The following is a 14,925-nucleotide window of genomic DNA, read 5'->3' as shown; positions in this document are numbered from 1 at the left end:
CAAAGGGATGAGGGGAGGGCCGGGGGGCTGCTGCGTCAGCCCTTCACCGCGCCCTGCATGATGCCGCCGACGATCTGGCGGCCGAGCAGTCCGAAGACCAGCAGCACGGGCAGGGTGCCGAGCAGGGTGCCCGCCATGATCACGGACTGGTCGTGGACGTAGCCGCCGCCCAGCTGGCGCAGCGCGACCTGGACCGTCGGCTCCTGCGAGGACAGTGCGACGACCGGCCAGAAGAAGTCGTTCCAGGCGGTCATGAAGGTCAGCAGCCCCAGGACGGCCATGGCCGGGCGGGCGATCGGCACGACGATCGACCAGAAGATCCGGGCGTGCGAGGCGCCGTCCACCCGGGCGGCCTCGATCAGCTCGTCGGGCAGCGACTGCACCAGGAACTGCCGCATGAAGAACACCCCGAAGGCCGAGACGAGTCCGGGCAGGATGACGGCCTGCAGCTGGTTCACCCAGTGCAGTTCGACGATCAGCATGAAGAGCGGGATCACCCCGAGCTGCGGCGGGATCATCATCGAGGCGACGACGGCGCCGAGCAGCGCCCCGCGGCCGCGGAAACGGAGTTTGGCGAAGGCGAACCCGGCCAGCGTGGAGCACAGCACCGTGCCGACGGTGATCGCCCCCGACACGATGAGCGAGTTGAGCAGCGCCTTGCCGATCGCCGCCTCGTCCAGGACCGAGCTGAGGTTGTCCAGGAGGCGCGGACCGGGCAGCAGGGCCGGCAGGGGGCGGGCCAGTTCGGCATTGGAGCGGCTCGCGGCGACGAGGGTCCAGTACAGCGGGAAGGCCGAGACCAGCACCGCGCAGATCAGGACGGCGTAGGTGAGCCTGCCGCCACGCCGGGCGGAGACGTTCGCGGTCATCGGCCGGCCTCCTTACGGGAACGGCGGCGCGCGGCCCAGGCGTTGGCCCCGACCAGCACCACGATCAGCAGGAACATCACCCAGGCGATGGCCGCCGCGCGGCCCAGGTGGAAGAAGCCCCAGCCCTGCTCGTACAGGTAGAGCCCGAGGGTCTGGTACTGGTGCGAGATGCCGCCGGACACCGACCCCTCGAACAGGAGCGGTTCGCCGAACAGCTGCGTCGCCCCGATCGTCGAGACGATCGAGGTGAAGACGATCGTGGGGCGCAGCCCGGGCAGGGTCACGTGGAGGAACTGCCGCCACCGCGAGGCGCCGTCGACCTCGGCCGCCTCGTACAGCTCGGCCGGGATCGTCTGCATGCCGGCCAGGTAGATCAGCGCGTTGTAGCCGGTCCAGCGCCAGACGACGATGGTGGAGACGGCGACCTGCGAGGCCGCCGTACCGTTCTGCCAGTCGACGGGGTGGATGCCCACCAGGTCCAACAGGCGGTTGATCAGACCGAAATCGTGCCCGAAGAGCTGCGCGAAGATCAGCGAGGCGGCGGCGACCGAGGTCGCGTACGGCAGCAGCAGCGCGGTGCGGAAGAAGGTACGGGCGCGCAGCCGGTAGTTGAGGACGTGGGCCAGGCCCAGGGCCATCAGCAGCTGGGGCACGGTGGACAGCACGCCGATGGTGAAGGTGTTGCGCAGCGCGGTCCAGAAGAACGGATCGGTGAAGAGCGCCGTGTAGTTGCCGAGCCCGCGCCACTCCAGCTCGCCCGGGGTCTGGAGTTCGGCGCGGTAGAGGGAGACGTACGCGGTGTAGAGCAGCGGGAAGATCCCGAACGCGGCGAACAGGGTGAAGAAGGGGACGAGGAAGGCGTACGGGGAGAGCGAGGCGGGTCGCCCGCGCCGCCGGGACGGTGGCTCCGGCGGCTTGGGGGCGGTCGCGGGCGCCGGCGGTGCCTGCGGGGACAGCGGCTCAGCCGAGGGCATTCTTGACGGCCTTCTTCGCGTTCGACCAGGCCGTCTCGGGCGCCGTGCCCTTGCGCTCGACCTCGCTGAGCGCGTTGTTGATCTGGTCGGCGACGTCCTTGTCGTGCAGGCCGAGCACCTGGACGGGGGCCTGCTCGGCCGCGTCACCGAAGATCTGCCCGATCGGCGCGTCCGAGAAGTACGGGTCCTTGGCATCGGCGATCTGGCCGATCGACTTGGTGGCGGACGGGAAGTTGCCCTGCCCGCGGAAGACCTTGGTCTGCTGCTCGGGCGCGGTGAGCCACTTGATCAGCTCGTACGCCTCCTTCTTGTGGGCGGCCGCGGTCGGGACCGCCAGGTACGAGCCGCCCCAGTTGCCCGCGCCGCCGGGCAGCTTCGCGACGTCCCACTTGCCCTTGGCGGCGTCCCCGGCCTGGCCCTTGATGTAGCCGAGCATCCAGGCGGGGCACGGCAGGGTGGCGAAGGACCCCGAGGAGAACGCCTGGTTCCACGGCGGCGACCACTGGTCCAGCTTGGCGCTGAGCCCCTCGCCCGCCGCCTTGACCGACGCGTCCCAGGCGGCCTTCACGGCGGGACTGTTCTCGTAGATCAGGGCGCCCGAGGCGTCGTAATAACGCTCCTTGGCCTGCCCGACCATGATCGCGTTCAGGCTGCCCACGCTGTCGAGCCAGGCGCTGCCCGCGGGCGCCTTCGCCTTGTACTGGCGGCCCAGTTCGAGGTATCCGTCCCACGTCGCCCACCGTTTGGCCAGTTCGGTGCGGTCGGTGGGCAGTCCGGCGGCCTGGAACAGGTCGCTGCGGTAGCACATGGCCTCGGGCCCGACATCGGTGCCGAGGCCCATCACCTTGCCGTCCTTGGTCGTCGCGGCGGACCACTTGGCCGGGGCGAACTCCTCCTTGAGCGCTCCGGCCCCGTACTGGTTCAGGTCCACGAACTTGCCGGACTGCTGCTGGGCCACCGAGGCGATGCGGCCGACCTCGATGCCCTGGACGTCGGCCAGGCCGCCGCCGCCCGCGAGGCGGGTCTGGAGGGACTTCCAGTAGTCCTGCTCGTCCTCGGTGTCGGTCTGCTTGATCTTGATGCCGGGGTGGAGCCGCTCGTACTCGGCGTAGAGGCCGGACTCCTGGTAGCCGAACGCGCCGAACAGGTCGACGGTGAGCGTGATGTCTCCGCCTGCGGCGTCGGAGGAGCCGCCACCCGACCCGGATCCGCAGGCGGCCAGGAGCACTCCGGTGAGCGCGACGGCGCCGAGACGGACCGCGGTTCTTCCGGCGGTTCGGGGGATCGACATGGGGCGGGGCCTCCTTGGCCTGGACGGGCAGGGTGCGGGGGTGGGAGCGAGCCAGCCTTGAGAGCGCTCTCAGAGCGCGACTGGAGCGTGCACCCACAGCCCCGGCGCCGTCAAGAGTCGTAGCCACAACGGAGCCATTCGTCCACAATCACCCGTGCGGTGCGACGAGTTCAGGCCGTTCCTGCCGATCGGCCGTCGCTCCGCCCCCGTCCCCCGGCCGCGTCAGGTGGACGCGCGCCGCACCAGCGCCGTCGGGGTGACCACGGAGGCGGGCACGGCCCGGTCACCCTGCGCCTTGTCCAGGGTGCGCAGCAGCAGCTGCGCCATCAGGCGCGCCATGCCCTCGATGTCCTGGCGCACGGTCGTCAGCGGCGGATCGGCGCTCTCCGCCACCAGCTCGGCATCGTCGAAGCCGACCAGGGCCACGTCCCCGGGGACGGCCAGCCCGCGCTCCCGCAGCACCCGCAGGGCGCCCGTCGCCATCAGGTCGTTCGCGGCGAACACCGCGTCGAGGTCCGGGCAGCGCTCCAGCAGCCCGGCCATCGCCTCGGCCCCGCCCGCCGCCGTGAAGTCCCCCTCCGCGATCAGCGCGGGATCGGCGTCGAGCAGTACGTCCCGGTACCCGTCGAGCCGGTCCACCGCCGAGGTCTGGTCCAGCGGACCGGCGATGTGCGCGATCCGCCGCCGGCCCTGGTCCAGCAGGTGCCGTACGGCCTCGCGGGCTCCTCCGCGGTTGTCCGCGTCCACGTACGCGACCCCGCCGTGCCCCCCGGACACCGGGGCCCAGCCCGGCCGGCCGCCGTACACCGTGGGCATCCCGACGCGGCGGGTGATCGCGGGCAGCGGGTCGTCGGTGTGCAGGGAGAAGGCGAGCGCCCCGTCGACGTGGCCGCCGGCCAGGTAGCGCTCGATGCGGTCGTAGTCCCCCCGGTCCTCCACCAGCAGCAGGACCAACTGCGTGTCGTGCGCGGTGAGTTCCTTGCTGATGCCGCGGATCTGGCGGGAGAAGAAGGGGTCCGAGAAGATCCGGATCTCCGGCTCCGCGATGATCACGGCGACGGCCCCGGTGCGCCGCGTGACCAGTGTGCGGGCCGCCGGATTCGGCACGTACCCGAGCTCCTGCACGGCCTCGCGGACCTTCTCCACCAGATGCGCGCGGACGCCGTCCCCGCCGTTGACCACGCGGGACGCGGTCGCCCGGGACACTCCGGCGCGCTCCGCCACGGCCTCCAGCGTGGGGCGGTGACCTGGAAGCTGTTCGGGCACGGGCTGTTCGGGCACGGGCGCTCCTCCTGCGGGTCCGGGGGCCGTTGGCGCGGCGGACAGCAGGGTAACCCGTACCGCCGGGAGCCTGAGAGCGCTCCCGGCGAACGGGCGGCGGTCACCAGCCGATGCCGAGGGTCAGCCCGGTCGGCGGCTCGGCGTTGCCGAGGATCTGGACCGAGGACTGGTCGCCCACGTCGTCGTAGGGGAAGCCGTAGGCCCGCCGGCCCAGGGCGACGGTGTGGAAGAAGCCCGCGTAGTCGTTCTTCGCCGCCCCGGCGTAGTACGCGGCCGGGGTGTACCAGGCGGTGGTGTCGAGGGCGACGCCCCTGTTGAACGCGGCGCAGAACTCCGCACCGAGCTGCTTCTCGGTGTCGTTGCCGGAGGCCAGCGCTCCCGCGCAGGCCATGACGTCGGGCGAGGTGGGTTTGCGGAGGGTGAAGGGACCTACTCCGTTCTTGGTGAAGGTCAGCGTGGAGCCCGAGACCCGCCCCGAGAAGGTCTCGCCGAGCCGGGTCAGGGTGAACGGACGGGCGGTGTAGTAGGACCAGGCCTGGTCGATGGCGGCGGTGAGGTGGTTCTGCTGCGACCCGCCGGCGAGGAACAGGTTCGAGGAGCGCGGGGCCACGATGCGGTAGCCGTTCTGCAGCGGCTTGAAGGCCGCCCCGACGGAGGCCGCGTACTGCTGCATGACCTCGGCGCGGGTCCGGGTGATCCCCCGGGTGGTGTCGTATCCGCTGGAGGCCTGGCGCAGCCGCGAGGTCATCGGGAAGCCGAACTGGTCGACCTGGGTGGTGTTCCCGCCGAACGCGACCTGGCCCTGCACGTAGGTGTACTCGTACCAGTCGTAGTACACGTCGCTGTTCGGGTCGTCGGGGTTGCGCAGGTCCGGGCCGCCCCAGCCCTGGTCGTCGGGGGAGACCGGGAGGTAGAGGGGCGAGCCGAGGGAGACGTAGATCCGGCCCCCGCGGATCGATGCCGGTGAGGGCACCGTCCCGCCGGCCTGGGCCAGTGTGAAGGACATGTTGGGGTAGTTGGCGCCCCTCTTGACGAGGTGGCCGGGCGCGGTGGCGTCGAGGTGGTTGATGTGGGCCATGGAGCCGTCGGGCTTCATGTACGACCACTGGCCGGGGGTCACCTGCCCGAGCACGGTGATGAAGACCCGCGCATCGGGGTACGCGCCGCGGGTGTTGTTCTGGAAGGTGATCGGGAAGCTCCCGGCCCCGGCCCGCGCGTGGTGCGCGGCGGCGCGGGCCGGGGTCGGGGCCGGCAGGACGAACCCCAACAGGGCGATGAGGAGGGCCAGTACCGGCAGGGGCAGCGGTGGGCGTGTGTTCATGAGCGTCTCCTCGGTCCGCTCGATCCGGTCAATGGCCGAAGTCGAACCAGTTCACGTTGACGTAGTCGGCGCCCTGTCCGCTGGTGAAGGTCAGGTAGACGTCGTGCGTGCCGGTGGCGGGGGCGATGTTCGCCGGGACGGTCCGCCAGCTCTGCCAGCCGCCGGTGCCGGCGACGGAGAAGCTGCCGATCGGCGGGTTCGTACGGCTGTCCAGCCGGACCTCGACCAGTCCGCTGACCCCTCCGGCCGCCCCGCTCGCGACCCGCCCGTAGAACTGCGTCGCCGGGGTCGAGCCGAAGTTCACCCCCTTGTACAGGGCCCAGTCGCCGCCCGCGATCGCACTCAGGTTCCGGCCGCCGCCGCTGTCCGTGGTGGTCTCCGTCCCCAGCCCGGCCTGGCCGTCGTACGACTCGGCCTCGATGGCGCGGTACGCGTCGCGGTTGCCGGACGGCGGGGTGGTGGGCGGGGTCGTCGGGGGTGTGGTCGGCGGGGTCGTGCCGCCCGTCGAGCGGAGTACGGACACGTAGTCGACGACCATCGGGTAGCCGGGCTGGGTGCCCGCGTCGGGTCCGCCGCCGAAGGCGTCCGGGAAGCCGCCGCCCATGGCGACGTTCAGGATGATGAAGTAGCCGTGGTTGGTGGCGTTGGCCCAGGTGGCGGCGTCCACCTGATGCGCGCGGACGGTGTGGAAGTTGACCCCGTCGAGGTAGAAGCGCATCTCTTCGACGGCCGTGGACCGGTCCCACTCCACCGCGTACGTGTGGAAGCCGGCCTGGCAGGTGGTGCCGGTGCAGACGCGCTGGCCGCCGATGCCGGAGGTCTCGTTGCAGGGGCCGCCCGGGCTCGTGCCGCAGTGCACCGTGGCCCACTCGTTGTTGATGCCCTGGACGTTCTCCATGATGTCGATCTCGCCGATGCCCGGCCAGTTCCACCAGTTGCCGCGGTAGGGAGCGCCGAGCATCCAGAACGCCGGCCAGTAGCCCTTCGCCGCCGCACCGGTGACGTTCGGCATCTGGATCCGTGCCTCGGTGCGCAGCTTGCCGCCCGCCGGGGGCTGGAAGTCGGAGCGGCGGGTCTCGACGCGGCCGGAGGTCCAGTTGCCGGCGGCGTCCCGGCGCGGGGTGATCCGCAGGTTCCCGGCGCCGTCGAGGGCGACGTTCGCGGTGCTCGCGGTCATCGTCTCGACCTCGCCCGTACCGAAGTTGGCGGGGCCGCCCGGGTAGCTGGTGCCGGTGGTGTACTGCCAGTCGGCGGTGTTCACACCGGAGCCGGCGGCCCCGTCGAAATCGTCCAGGAACACCTGGGACCAGCCCGCCGGGGCCGGGGGAGCGACGGCGCTGGCGGGCAGGGTGACCACGGCGGCGGCCGCGGCGGCCACGGCCATCGTGCCGAACGCGGCGATGACGGCGCGCCGGAAGGACGGCCGCTTTCTGCCGGTGGGAAGACGCATGGGTGTGCCCTCTCTTCGGGGGGAGGCGGCGCACTGGATGAGAGCGCTCTCAAGCGGCGCCGGTGGCCACTGTGCTCCCGGCACCCACCGGCGTCAAGACTTGGAGCCGTCAACGGCCATACGAGCGAGGAGAGTTCATCGCCTGAAGGGCGGCCCGCGCGGGCGGGCGGCCCCGCCCTTCGGGAGGGGGGACCGCCGCCGTCGGGCCTTGGCGCGGTCCGGGGGCTTGGGACCGCTGACGCACACCTGTTCGTCGGAGCTCGGCAGCGGGATCCCCGCCTCCTTCGCCTCGGCGGCGACCTGCGGGCCGACCGCCGGCTCCGGCACGAGGATGACGATGCCCGCTTCTGCTTGGCGCCCGCGGCCGGGTCCGGTCGGGTCAGCGGATCGGTGGGCTGCCGGATCGCCGGATCGCCGGATCGCCGGATCCGCGGGTACGGAGGGTCAGGTGCAGGTGAGCCGGGGTGCGGCCCAGTCCGCGTGGTCGTAGTCGATGCCGTTGCCGCCGTCGGTGACGACGAGCCGCAGCGTCTGGCCGCCGGTCAGGTCGGCGGTGAGCCCCCGGGCCGCGTCCGACGTGGTGACGACCCCGCTGTCGGCGACCTTGACGGTGTCCCGGTAGATCTGGAAGACGACCGCTCCGGTGCGTGAACTCTCGTCGTCGACGCCGACGTCCACCGTCAGGGCGGTGCACCTGCCGCCCAGGTGGTAGGTGAGGGTGCCGGCCGCGTGGGCGCCGAGCCCCTTGGCGTACGTGGCGCCGCCCACGGTCAGCGTCCTGCCGTCGCCCGCCGCCTGCTCCCCGTTGCTGCGGTCCTTCTCCACCGGGCCCCAGCCGTTGCTCACACCCGTCCAGGGCAGGTCGGACAGGTGGGAGGTGCCGGCCGGCGGAAGCGGCGCCGACCCCGGGGTGATCCGGTAGACGACGGTGGCGTGCGGGGCTACCGAGGCGCTGATGATGCCGCTCGTGTTGGTCGAGGCGGCCTTCGTCCACAGTTCCTTGAGGGCGTAGGGGGCGCGGTTGCCGATGCCGAGGGCGTCCGTCCGCGCGGAGATCGTGGCGGTGGAGCCGGTCTCGTTGGTCAGTGACAGGGCCCGGTCGCCGTTGGCCAGCTCCTTGGCCATCACCACCAGACCGCCCGAACCGGAGACCACCGTGCCCTGTTTGCCGAGGGCGTCCTGGTCCAGGGCGATGACATCGGGGTTGGAGAGGATCTCGAAGGTCTCGGCCGTCGCCTTGCGCAGGTCGCTGCCGATCAGCAGCGGCGCCGACATCATCGACCAGAGGGTGAAGTGGGTGCGGTACTCGGCGGCGCTCATCCCGCCGTTGCCGACCTCCAGCATGTCCGGGTCGTTCCACCGGCCCGGGCCCGCGTACGGAGCGAGCGGCTGGTTCCTGTGCGCGATGGAGATCATCGAGGACCAGCTGTCGCCGATGTCCCCGGTGGTGCGCCACAGGTGGCCGAGGCTCGATGCCCAGGTCCAGGGCTGGTTCTCGCCCCACTCGCACAGCGAGAAGACGATGGGACGGCCGGTCTTCCTCAGGGCCTCGGCCATGTCCGCGTACCGCTTCCTCGCGTCCACGCCCTGGTTGTTGCAGTTGTCGTACTTGAGGTAGTCGACCCCGAACGAGGCGAAGAGGGCGGCGTCCTGCTGCTCGTGGCCGAGACCGCCGGGGAAGCCCGCGGTGTCGCAGGTCTTGGTGCCGGCGCTGGTGTAGATGCCGAACTTCAGCCCCTTGGAGTGCACGTAGTCCGCGAGGGCCTTGATCCCGCCGGGGAAGCGGACCGGATCGGCGACGAGGTTGCCCGCGGCGTCGCGGTTCGGCAGGGCCCAGCAGTCGTCGAGGTTGACGTACCGGTAGCCGGCGGCCTTGAGGCCCTTGGAGACGAAGAGGTCGGCGATGCCCTTGACCATCGCCTCGTTGAACTCGGCCCGGCAGTGGGTGGAGTTCCAGTTGTTGAACCCCATGGGCGGGGTCAGTGCCTGCCCGTCGTCCACGGCGGCGGCGGGCGCGGCGCCCGCGAGCACCGCAGCGCCGGCCAGTGCGGCGGCCCCCGCCACCGGGGCCAGTAGGGGGAGGGCCGTGAGGACCGCCGTCAGGCGGCGGGCGACGGCGCTTCGTAACGAGTGCACAGACGGCTCCTGGGGGAGTGGGGCCCGGAATTCCGGGAGAGCGTGTGCGGAAATGCACCCTGACACGTACGTCCTGTACGCCGGTTCCCGCAGAAGTCCTCAGGAACGAACGGACTCCAACGGGAAGGCCCACATCACACTGCCCTAGCGGGGACATGTCAAGAGAAGGGGCTGCGTCAATCCGCCGCCCGACGCGGGCCGCGAGGGCGGTCACCGGCCTCGACGGGATCCCCAACTGTGGCTTTGTCGAGGCATGTTGGCTTCTGTTGGATCCCTCAGGATGCTTCTGCTGGCCGGGGACGCCGGTGCCCCACGGGCGGCGACCCCGATCACGGGCCCGGCGCGGGAGCCCCCGTACGCGACCGCGCCGATCCCCGCGTCCTGCCGTCCGCATCGACGTGCTCCGGGCGGCGCCACGACCGGCTCCGCGGCGTGTGGGTGGTGATCGCTCGCACCGCCAGGGCCGTGCCCGTATGCCGCCGGCCGGCCGGTGCCCGCTCTGTCCGTCGGCCCCGGGCCGGGCCACCGGGATCCCGGCCCCCGACCACCAGGTCGCCGTCGTCGAGAGCCGTTTCCCCGCCCTGTCCGGAGCGGACGACCCGCCGGGCCGCCGACAAGCTCACGTACCCGGCCGGCATCGAGTCCGGGATGGGCCGGTTCGTCAACGACATCGCACCCGAGCGGGCGGCCGCGGCGCTGCGCGAGGCCTGAGGGCCGCCTCCCGGTGTGCGGGCGTTCTTACGCGTCCTTCTCCATGGTCGGGCGCAGCCGCTCCAGCAGGGCGTAGAGCGTCGCGCTCTCGGTCTCGTCGAGGGTGTCCAGCGCGCCGTGGGTCGCCTGCATCTCCTCGCGCACGCGTCGGATGATCTCCCGGCCCGCGTCCGTGGCCACGACGTTCTTGACGCGGCGGTCGGAGGGGTCGGCCTCGCGGCGCACCAGCTCGCGGGCCTCCAGGCGGTCCACGATCCCGGTGACGTTCGATGCGTCACACACCAGGAGGGTGGCCAGGCCGCGCATCGGGAGCGGGCCGTTGAGCTGGGCGAGGACCCGGGCCTGGGTGGAGGTGAGGCCGTAGTGGGCCGCCGCGGCGGCGAAATCGCGCCACTGGGCGGTTCCGATGGCGGCGAGCAGCTCAAGGAGCTCGAGCTTGGTGGGGGCGGTGGGGGTGGTGGCGCTCATGGCTTCGAGCGTACTCAGGTGGTTGACATTGTCAATTGTTTACTTGACCACTTTAACTATCGACGTCTACCGTCTGTGGAGTTACTTGATGACATCAAACATCTGCGATCTGAAGCACTAAGAAGGTTCCTGCCAGCATGAGCACCGCCGCCCCCACCCCCGCCGAGGCCAAGAACAGGAACGAGACGATCATCGTCTTCGCCCTGAGCCTTGCCGCCATGGTCGTGTCGATGATGCAGACCCTGCCGGTTCCGATCCTGGGCCTCATCCGCACCGACCTGGGCACCTCGACCGCCAACGTGAGCTGGGTGACCACCGCCACCCTGCTGTCCGCCGCCGTCTTCACCCCGCTGCTCGGCCGCTTCGGCGACCAGCACGGCAAGAAGCCCACGCTGGTGGCCGTCCTCGGCGTCATGGTCGTCGGTTCCGTCATCGCCGCCGTCGCGACCTCGCTCCCGCTGCTGATCCTGGGCCGCGTCCTGCAGGGCGCCGCCACCGCGATCTTCCCGCTCGCCCTCTCGGTGCTGCGCGAGGAAGTCCGCCCGCAGAAGCTCCCCGGCGCGATGGCCCTGGTCAGCGGCACCCTCGCCTTCGGCAGCGGCCTGGCGCTCGTCGCCACCGGCCTGCTCACGTCCGGCTCCGACGCCGACTACCGCAACGCCTTCTGGATGGCGACCGGCTTCGCGACCCTCGCCCTGCTCGCCGTCGCCTTCCTGGTCCCCGCGACCCGGCACAAGACCGGCGGCCGCACCGACTTCCTCGGCGCGCTGACCCTCGGCATCACCCTCCTGCTGCTCCTGCTGCCCATCTCGCAGGGCCACGAGTGGGGCTGGACCTCCGGCCGCACGCTGGGCAGCTTCGCCGGCGCAGCCGTCATGACCGCCGTCTGGGTATTCACCGAGCTCAAGGTCAGCGAGCCGCTCGTGGACATGCGGATGTTCGTCCACCGCCCCGTGCTCATGGCCAACCTGGCCGGCATCCTCGTCGGCTTCGGCATGTTCGCGAACTTCCTGGGTGTCTCGTACCTCGTCCAGATGCCCGAGAAGCTCACCGGCTACGGGTTCGACGCCTCCATCCTGCGCGCATCCGTGCAGTTCCTGCTGCCCGGCGCGATCGTCTCCCTGCTCGCCTCGCCCATCGGCGGCCAGCTGGTCCGCCACCGCGGCCCCCGCGTGGCCCTCGGCCTCGCCGCCGGCCTCGGCGCCGTCGGCTTCGGCTGGCTCGCGCTGGACCACGGCCACAGCTTCTCGGTGATCGGCGCCGGCCTGATCGTCGGCGCGGCCGTCAGCTTCGGCTACGCGGCCATGCCCGCCGTCATCATGGCGAGCGTCCCGCACCACCAGAGCGGCATCGCCAACGGCATCAACTCGATCTCCCGCTCCACGGGCAGCGCGATCGGCAGCGCCATCGTCACCACGATCCTGGCGTCGAAGACCATCGAGCACCTGCCCGCCGGCGTCCCGGCCCTGCCCGCCGAGTCCGGGTTCACCCTCACCTTCTGGATCGGGGCCGTCGCCTTCGCCCTGGTCGCGGTGATCAGCTGGATCGGCCTGCGCGGAGCGCACGGACCGCGCACCGTCGAGGCGGGCACGCCCGCCGCGGCTCCCGCGAAGGCGGCGGAGCCGGAGCCGGCGAAGACCGTCTGACCTGGCCCTTCGAGGGGACGGCACCGTTCGCGGATGCCGTCCCCTCGTTTGCGTGCTGTCCTGTCCCCGTGGACAGGGGCCGCCGCCGGGCGGCGCGGGGAGGGTCCTGGCCCCCGCACGCGAGGAGTGACCTGCCATGGCGATCCTGATGCACGCCACCGTCCCGGGCATCACCGCGGAGCAGTACGACGCCCTCCACGCGGAGCTCCTGTCCGTCCCCGGGATGTTCGACGGCTGCCTCTCCCACGTCTGTGTCGTGAGCGCCGAGGGCCTGGACGTCTACGACCTGTGGGAGAGCGAGCTGCACGCGAACGTGTTCGCGGAGAAGCTGATGCCCGTCGTGGAAGCCCAGGGCTGGCAGAGCACGGGCGGCCGCCCCGAGGTGTTCCCGGTGTACAACTACGGCTTCCCCGCGGCCCGGCCCTATTAAGGGCTGTCCCGTAATCCCCGGCGGGCGCGCGGCGCCAGCTACGGCACCTCGCTGCGTTGTCGGGATCGCCCGAATACGCCCAGTATGAGGACGGCCCTCCGCCTTGCGATGCACCGCATCTGACGCCGCGCGCTGACCCACCGCGGATTACGGGACAGCCCTTAGGGTGCGTCCTGCCGATCAGGCGTCGCCGCGGGCGGCCGCCTGGCGCTGGCGCTTGCTCAGCGGGGCCAGCGAGAGGTCCTGGGCCCGGGACGTGAGGCGCTTGAAGCCGTAGCCGTGGTCGGTGAGCCAGCTCTCGGCGGCGAGCTCGGCGCGGGCGGTCGCGTCGAGGATGTCCTCCTCCGCCTCGCCGGAGTCGAGGAAGCGGAAGGTGAAGAACGGGCCGACGGCGACGTCGTAGGAGAGGTGTCCCTCGGCGGTGTACGCCGAGTGCATGACGTCGTGCTCCGGCGCGGCGGCGAGCAGCTCCGCGTGCTGCTCCGCGGTGAGGCCGTCGAAGGAGCCGCGGACGGTGATCCGGAAGGTGCGAGTACTCATCCCGGCAGCGTAGGCAGCCGGTACCGGCCGGCGCACCGGGATTTCCGCGGCTGATCTGCCCCACCCTCGCCGTGAGCGCCGGCCAGAGCCTGCAGATCACCCTGGGCGAGGCCGGCCGCTCCGGCACGGCGGCGCAGGCTCCGGGGGCGGCGGTTTCCACGTACGCGCCGGCGCCTTCGGCACGGCGGGGACGGCGGCGGCCTCGAAGCGCAGGACGGCGGCCAGCGCGGCGGCCCCATGGGCTCCACAGTCGCGGGCGGCGGCGGTACGCGGCGCGCCCACGGCGCGGGCAGTCCCAACCCGGCCCTGGGCGGTCCGGGGGTACCCGGCGGCGACATCGCCCCCAACACCGGCCTGCCCACCCCCGGCAGCGGCGGCCCGGGCGGCGGGAACCCCGGAAACCTCTACGGCGCGGGCGGTGGCGGAGGCAGTAGCTTCGCGGCGCCCTCCGCCACCGACGTCTCCCTCCTGCGGGGCATGAACCACGGCAACGGCAAGGGCGGCAGCCGGAGCGGCCCGTCACGGCCCGCTCCGGCGGAGCCCTGGCCGTGACGGGAGCCGAGATCACCGGCCCCGTCTCCGGCGACGGGGCGCTCGCCGTCGCGGTCTGCGGCTCCCGGCTCACCGGCCCGGTCACCGTCGGCGGGACCGGCGGCCCGGTGCTGTTCGGCTCGGACGATACCGAGACGGGCTGCGCGGGCAACACGGTCCGGGGCCGGTGAGCCTGAGCGCCAGCACCGGCGGCGTCGAGTTCTCCGCCGACACGTCGTCGGCCCGCTGAGCTGCGCGCCCAACGCCCCGGCACCTCACCAGAGTCGGCGGTCGGCCGCTGGTCGCAGCAGGGCCGCCCCGGCCGGGGCGGCCCCGTCTCAGATGTCGATGTGCCCCATCAGGCCGTGCTGGTAGTCCATCTGGGCCTGGTGGATCTCGGCCGCGGTGTTCATGACGAACGGGCCGGTGCGGGCCACGGGCTCGCCCAGCGGCTCGCCGGCCAGGACCAGCACCTCGGCCGGGCCGTCCGGAGCCTCGACCGCGCAGCGCTCCGCCTCCCGGCCGAGGATGGCGAGGTGGCCGTCGGGGAGACGGGCGTCGGGGGTGGCCGCGCTGCCGGACAGTACGTACAGCATCGCGTTGTGCCCGCTCGGGACGGTGAACTCGGCGCGGCCGCCCGCCGCGAGGCGGGCGTGTACGACGAGCACCGGAGTGTGGCTCTCGAAGGGTCCCCGCACCCCGTGGGTGCGGCCGCTGATCACCGTGAGCTCGGCGCCGCCGTCCTCGGTGACGACCCGGGGGATGTCGCCGGGGGCGGAGCCGTACCGGACGCGCGGCGGCGTCGCCTTGAGCCGGGCCGGCAGGTTCAGCCAGATCTGCACCAGGTGCTGCGGGCCGCCGTCGGCGAGCAGTTCGGGGGTGGGGCGGGTGAGGTGGACGAGACCCGACCCGGCCGTGAGCCACTGCACTCCGCCGGGGTGCACGACCCGCCTGTGCCCCGCGGAGTCGACATCCTCCATGGCGCCCTCGATGACGTACTGGATGGTCTCGAATCCGCGGTGCGGGTGCGGCGGTACGCCCTTGGCCTCACCCGGCCCGAGCACGTGCGGGCCGACCTGCTCCACCAGCAGGAACGGGTCGGCCAGCGGCAGTCCGGGCTGCGGGAAGGGGCGGCGTACGGGGAAGCCCTCGCCCTCGAAGGTGTGGAAGGGGCGGACGACGCGGAGGGTGGAGCGTACGGCGGGGGTGGTGAGGTGCATGCGCCGAATGAACGGCACGGCGAATTCCGCTGTCAACGCGGACGCGTTCGGCTGTCA

The 14,925-nt window shown here is 72.1% G+C and carries 15 protein-coding genes; 4 read left to right on the top strand and 11 right to left on the bottom strand.

Annotated elements, in window-relative coordinates; genetic code table 11:
* Nucleotides 1–35 precede the first annotated feature (35 nt).
* The 9 genes from K7B10_RS04975 to K7B10_RS04935 all read right to left on the bottom strand — a co-directional run bounded on the left by K7B10_RS04975 (nt 36) and on the right by K7B10_RS04935 (nt 10,501).
* Nucleotides 36–869, bottom strand: coding sequence for a carbohydrate ABC transporter permease (locus tag K7B10_RS04975; protein WP_229334717.1), 834 nt, complete (start codon nt 867–869; stop codon nt 36–38).
* On the bottom strand, nt 866–1,843 hold the full coding sequence (locus K7B10_RS04970) for a carbohydrate ABC transporter permease (protein ID WP_229334716.1): 978 nt from the start codon (nt 1,841–1,843) through the stop codon (nt 866–868). The genes K7B10_RS04975 and K7B10_RS04970 overlap by 4 nt, the downstream gene beginning before the upstream one ends.
* On the bottom strand, nt 1,830–3,134 hold the full coding sequence (locus K7B10_RS04965; RefSeq protein WP_229334715.1) for an ABC transporter substrate-binding protein: 1,305 nt from the start codon (nt 3,132–3,134) through the stop codon (nt 1,830–1,832). The genes K7B10_RS04970 and K7B10_RS04965 overlap by 14 nt, the downstream gene beginning before the upstream one ends.
* A gap of 222 nt (nt 3,135–3,356) precedes the next feature.
* Complete coding sequence (locus K7B10_RS04960) at nt 3,357–4,400, bottom strand: LacI family DNA-binding transcriptional regulator (RefSeq protein ID WP_229344778.1); 1,044 nt, start codon at nt 4,398–4,400, stop codon at nt 3,357–3,359.
* A gap of 115 nt (nt 4,401–4,515) precedes the next feature.
* On the bottom strand, nt 4,516–5,736 hold the full coding sequence (locus K7B10_RS04955) for a glycoside hydrolase family 64 protein (protein WP_229334714.1): 1,221 nt from the start codon (nt 5,734–5,736) through the stop codon (nt 4,516–4,518).
* 28 nt (nt 5,737–5,764) lie between these two features.
* The gene (locus K7B10_RS04950; protein ID WP_229334713.1) at nt 5,765–7,186 is read right to left on the bottom strand and encodes a glycoside hydrolase family 16 protein; all 1,422 of its coding nucleotides are present in this window, start codon (nt 7,184–7,186) and stop codon (nt 5,765–5,767) included.
* Nucleotides 7,187–7,321: 135 nt separating this feature from the next.
* Nucleotides 7,322–7,513 (bottom strand): hypothetical protein, encoded by a 192-nt coding sequence (locus K7B10_RS04945; protein ID WP_229334712.1) that lies wholly within the window; start codon nt 7,511–7,513, stop codon nt 7,322–7,324.
* A gap of 117 nt (nt 7,514–7,630) precedes the next feature.
* On the bottom strand, nt 7,631–9,157 hold the full coding sequence (locus K7B10_RS04940; protein WP_229344776.1) for an NPCBM/NEW2 domain-containing protein: 1,527 nt from the start codon (nt 9,155–9,157) through the stop codon (nt 7,631–7,633).
* 903 nt (nt 9,158–10,060) lie between these two features.
* On the bottom strand, nt 10,061–10,501 hold the full coding sequence (locus K7B10_RS04935; RefSeq protein ID WP_229334711.1) for a MarR family winged helix-turn-helix transcriptional regulator: 441 nt from the start codon (nt 10,499–10,501) through the stop codon (nt 10,061–10,063).
* 137 nt (nt 10,502–10,638) lie between these two features.
* Between K7B10_RS04935 and K7B10_RS04930 the strand changes: the two genes are divergently transcribed.
* Nucleotides 10,639–12,147 (top strand): MFS transporter, encoded by a 1,509-nt coding sequence (locus K7B10_RS04930; protein ID WP_229334710.1) that lies wholly within the window; start codon nt 10,639–10,641, stop codon nt 12,145–12,147.
* A gap of 136 nt (nt 12,148–12,283) precedes the next feature.
* Entirely contained in the window at nt 12,284–12,577 is a 294-nt protein-coding gene (locus tag K7B10_RS04925; RefSeq protein ID WP_229334709.1) for a hypothetical protein, read from the top strand.
* A gap of 180 nt (nt 12,578–12,757) precedes the next feature.
* Here the strand turns inward: K7B10_RS04925 and K7B10_RS04920 are convergent, their stop codons facing one another.
* Nucleotides 12,758–13,117 carry a DUF6204 family protein gene (locus tag K7B10_RS04920; RefSeq protein WP_229334708.1) on the bottom strand — a complete coding sequence of 120 codons (360 nt, stop codon included), beginning with the start codon at nt 13,115–13,117 and terminating at the stop codon, nt 12,758–12,760.
* A gap of 237 nt (nt 13,118–13,354) precedes the next feature.
* Between K7B10_RS04920 and K7B10_RS04915 the strand changes: the two genes are divergently transcribed.
* The gene (locus tag K7B10_RS04915; protein WP_229334707.1) at nt 13,355–13,669 is read left to right on the top strand and encodes a hypothetical protein; all 315 of its coding nucleotides are present in this window, start codon (nt 13,355–13,357) and stop codon (nt 13,667–13,669) included.
* A complete protein-coding gene (locus K7B10_RS04910; protein WP_229334706.1) occupies nt 13,666–13,839 on the top strand; it encodes a hypothetical protein in 174 nt (57 codons plus the stop codon). The genes K7B10_RS04915 and K7B10_RS04910 overlap by 4 nt, the downstream gene beginning before the upstream one ends.
* Nucleotides 13,840–13,986: 147 nt before the next feature.
* On the opposite strand, the gene K7B10_RS04905 is transcribed toward K7B10_RS04910, so the two are convergent.
* Nucleotides 13,987–14,868, bottom strand: coding sequence for a pirin family protein (locus tag K7B10_RS04905; RefSeq protein ID WP_229334705.1), 882 nt, complete (start codon nt 14,866–14,868; stop codon nt 13,987–13,989).
* Nucleotides 14,869–14,925: the final 57 nt, after the last annotated feature.

It is taken from the genome of Streptomyces flavotricini (genome assembly GCF_020639365.1).
In the GTDB taxonomy this organism is placed as follows: domain Bacteria; phylum Actinomycetota; class Actinomycetes; order Streptomycetales; family Streptomycetaceae; genus Streptomyces; species Streptomyces flavotricini.
Note: the sequence above shows the minus strand (reverse complement) of the source record. Positions and strands in the feature narration are given on the sequence as shown.

Bases quoted from the DNA above. Each gene is read 5' to 3' on its own strand.
- K7B10_RS04975 (WP_229334717.1), bottom strand. From the start codon at position 869: ATGACCGCGAACGTCTCCGCCCGGCGTGGCGGCAGGCTCACCTACGCC.
- K7B10_RS04970 (WP_229334716.1), bottom strand. From the start codon at position 1,843: ATGCCCTCGGCTGAGCCGCTGTCCCCGCAGGCACCGCCGGCGCCCGCG.
- K7B10_RS04965 (WP_229334715.1), bottom strand. From the start codon at position 3,134: ATGTCGATCCCCCGAACCGCCGGAAGAACCGCGGTCCGTCTCGGCGCC.
- K7B10_RS04955 (WP_229334714.1), bottom strand. From the start codon at position 5,736: ATGAACACACGCCCACCGCTGCCCCTGCCGGTACTGGCCCTCCTCATC.
- K7B10_RS04950 (WP_229334713.1), bottom strand. From the start codon at position 7,186: ATGCGTCTTCCCACCGGCAGAAAGCGGCCGTCCTTCCGGCGCGCCGTC.
- K7B10_RS04940 (WP_229344776.1), bottom strand. From the start codon at position 9,157: ATGGGGTTCAACAACTGGAACTCCACCCACTGCCGGGCCGAGTTCAAC.
- K7B10_RS04935 (WP_229334711.1), bottom strand. From the start codon at position 10,501: ATGAGCGCCACCACCCCCACCGCCCCCACCAAGCTCGAGCTCCTTGAG.
- K7B10_RS04930 (WP_229334710.1), top strand. From the start codon at position 10,639: ATGAGCACCGCCGCCCCCACCCCCGCCGAGGCCAAGAACAGGAACGAG.
- K7B10_RS04925 (WP_229334709.1), top strand. From the start codon at position 12,284: ATGGCGATCCTGATGCACGCCACCGTCCCGGGCATCACCGCGGAGCAG.
- K7B10_RS04920 (WP_229334708.1), bottom strand. From the start codon at position 13,117: ATGAGTACTCGCACCTTCCGGATCACCGTCCGCGGCTCCTTCGACGGC.
- K7B10_RS04915 (WP_229334707.1), top strand. From the start codon at position 13,355: ATGGGCTCCACAGTCGCGGGCGGCGGCGGTACGCGGCGCGCCCACGGC.
- K7B10_RS04905 (WP_229334705.1), bottom strand. From the start codon at position 14,868: ATGCACCTCACCACCCCCGCCGTACGCTCCACCCTCCGCGTCGTCCGC.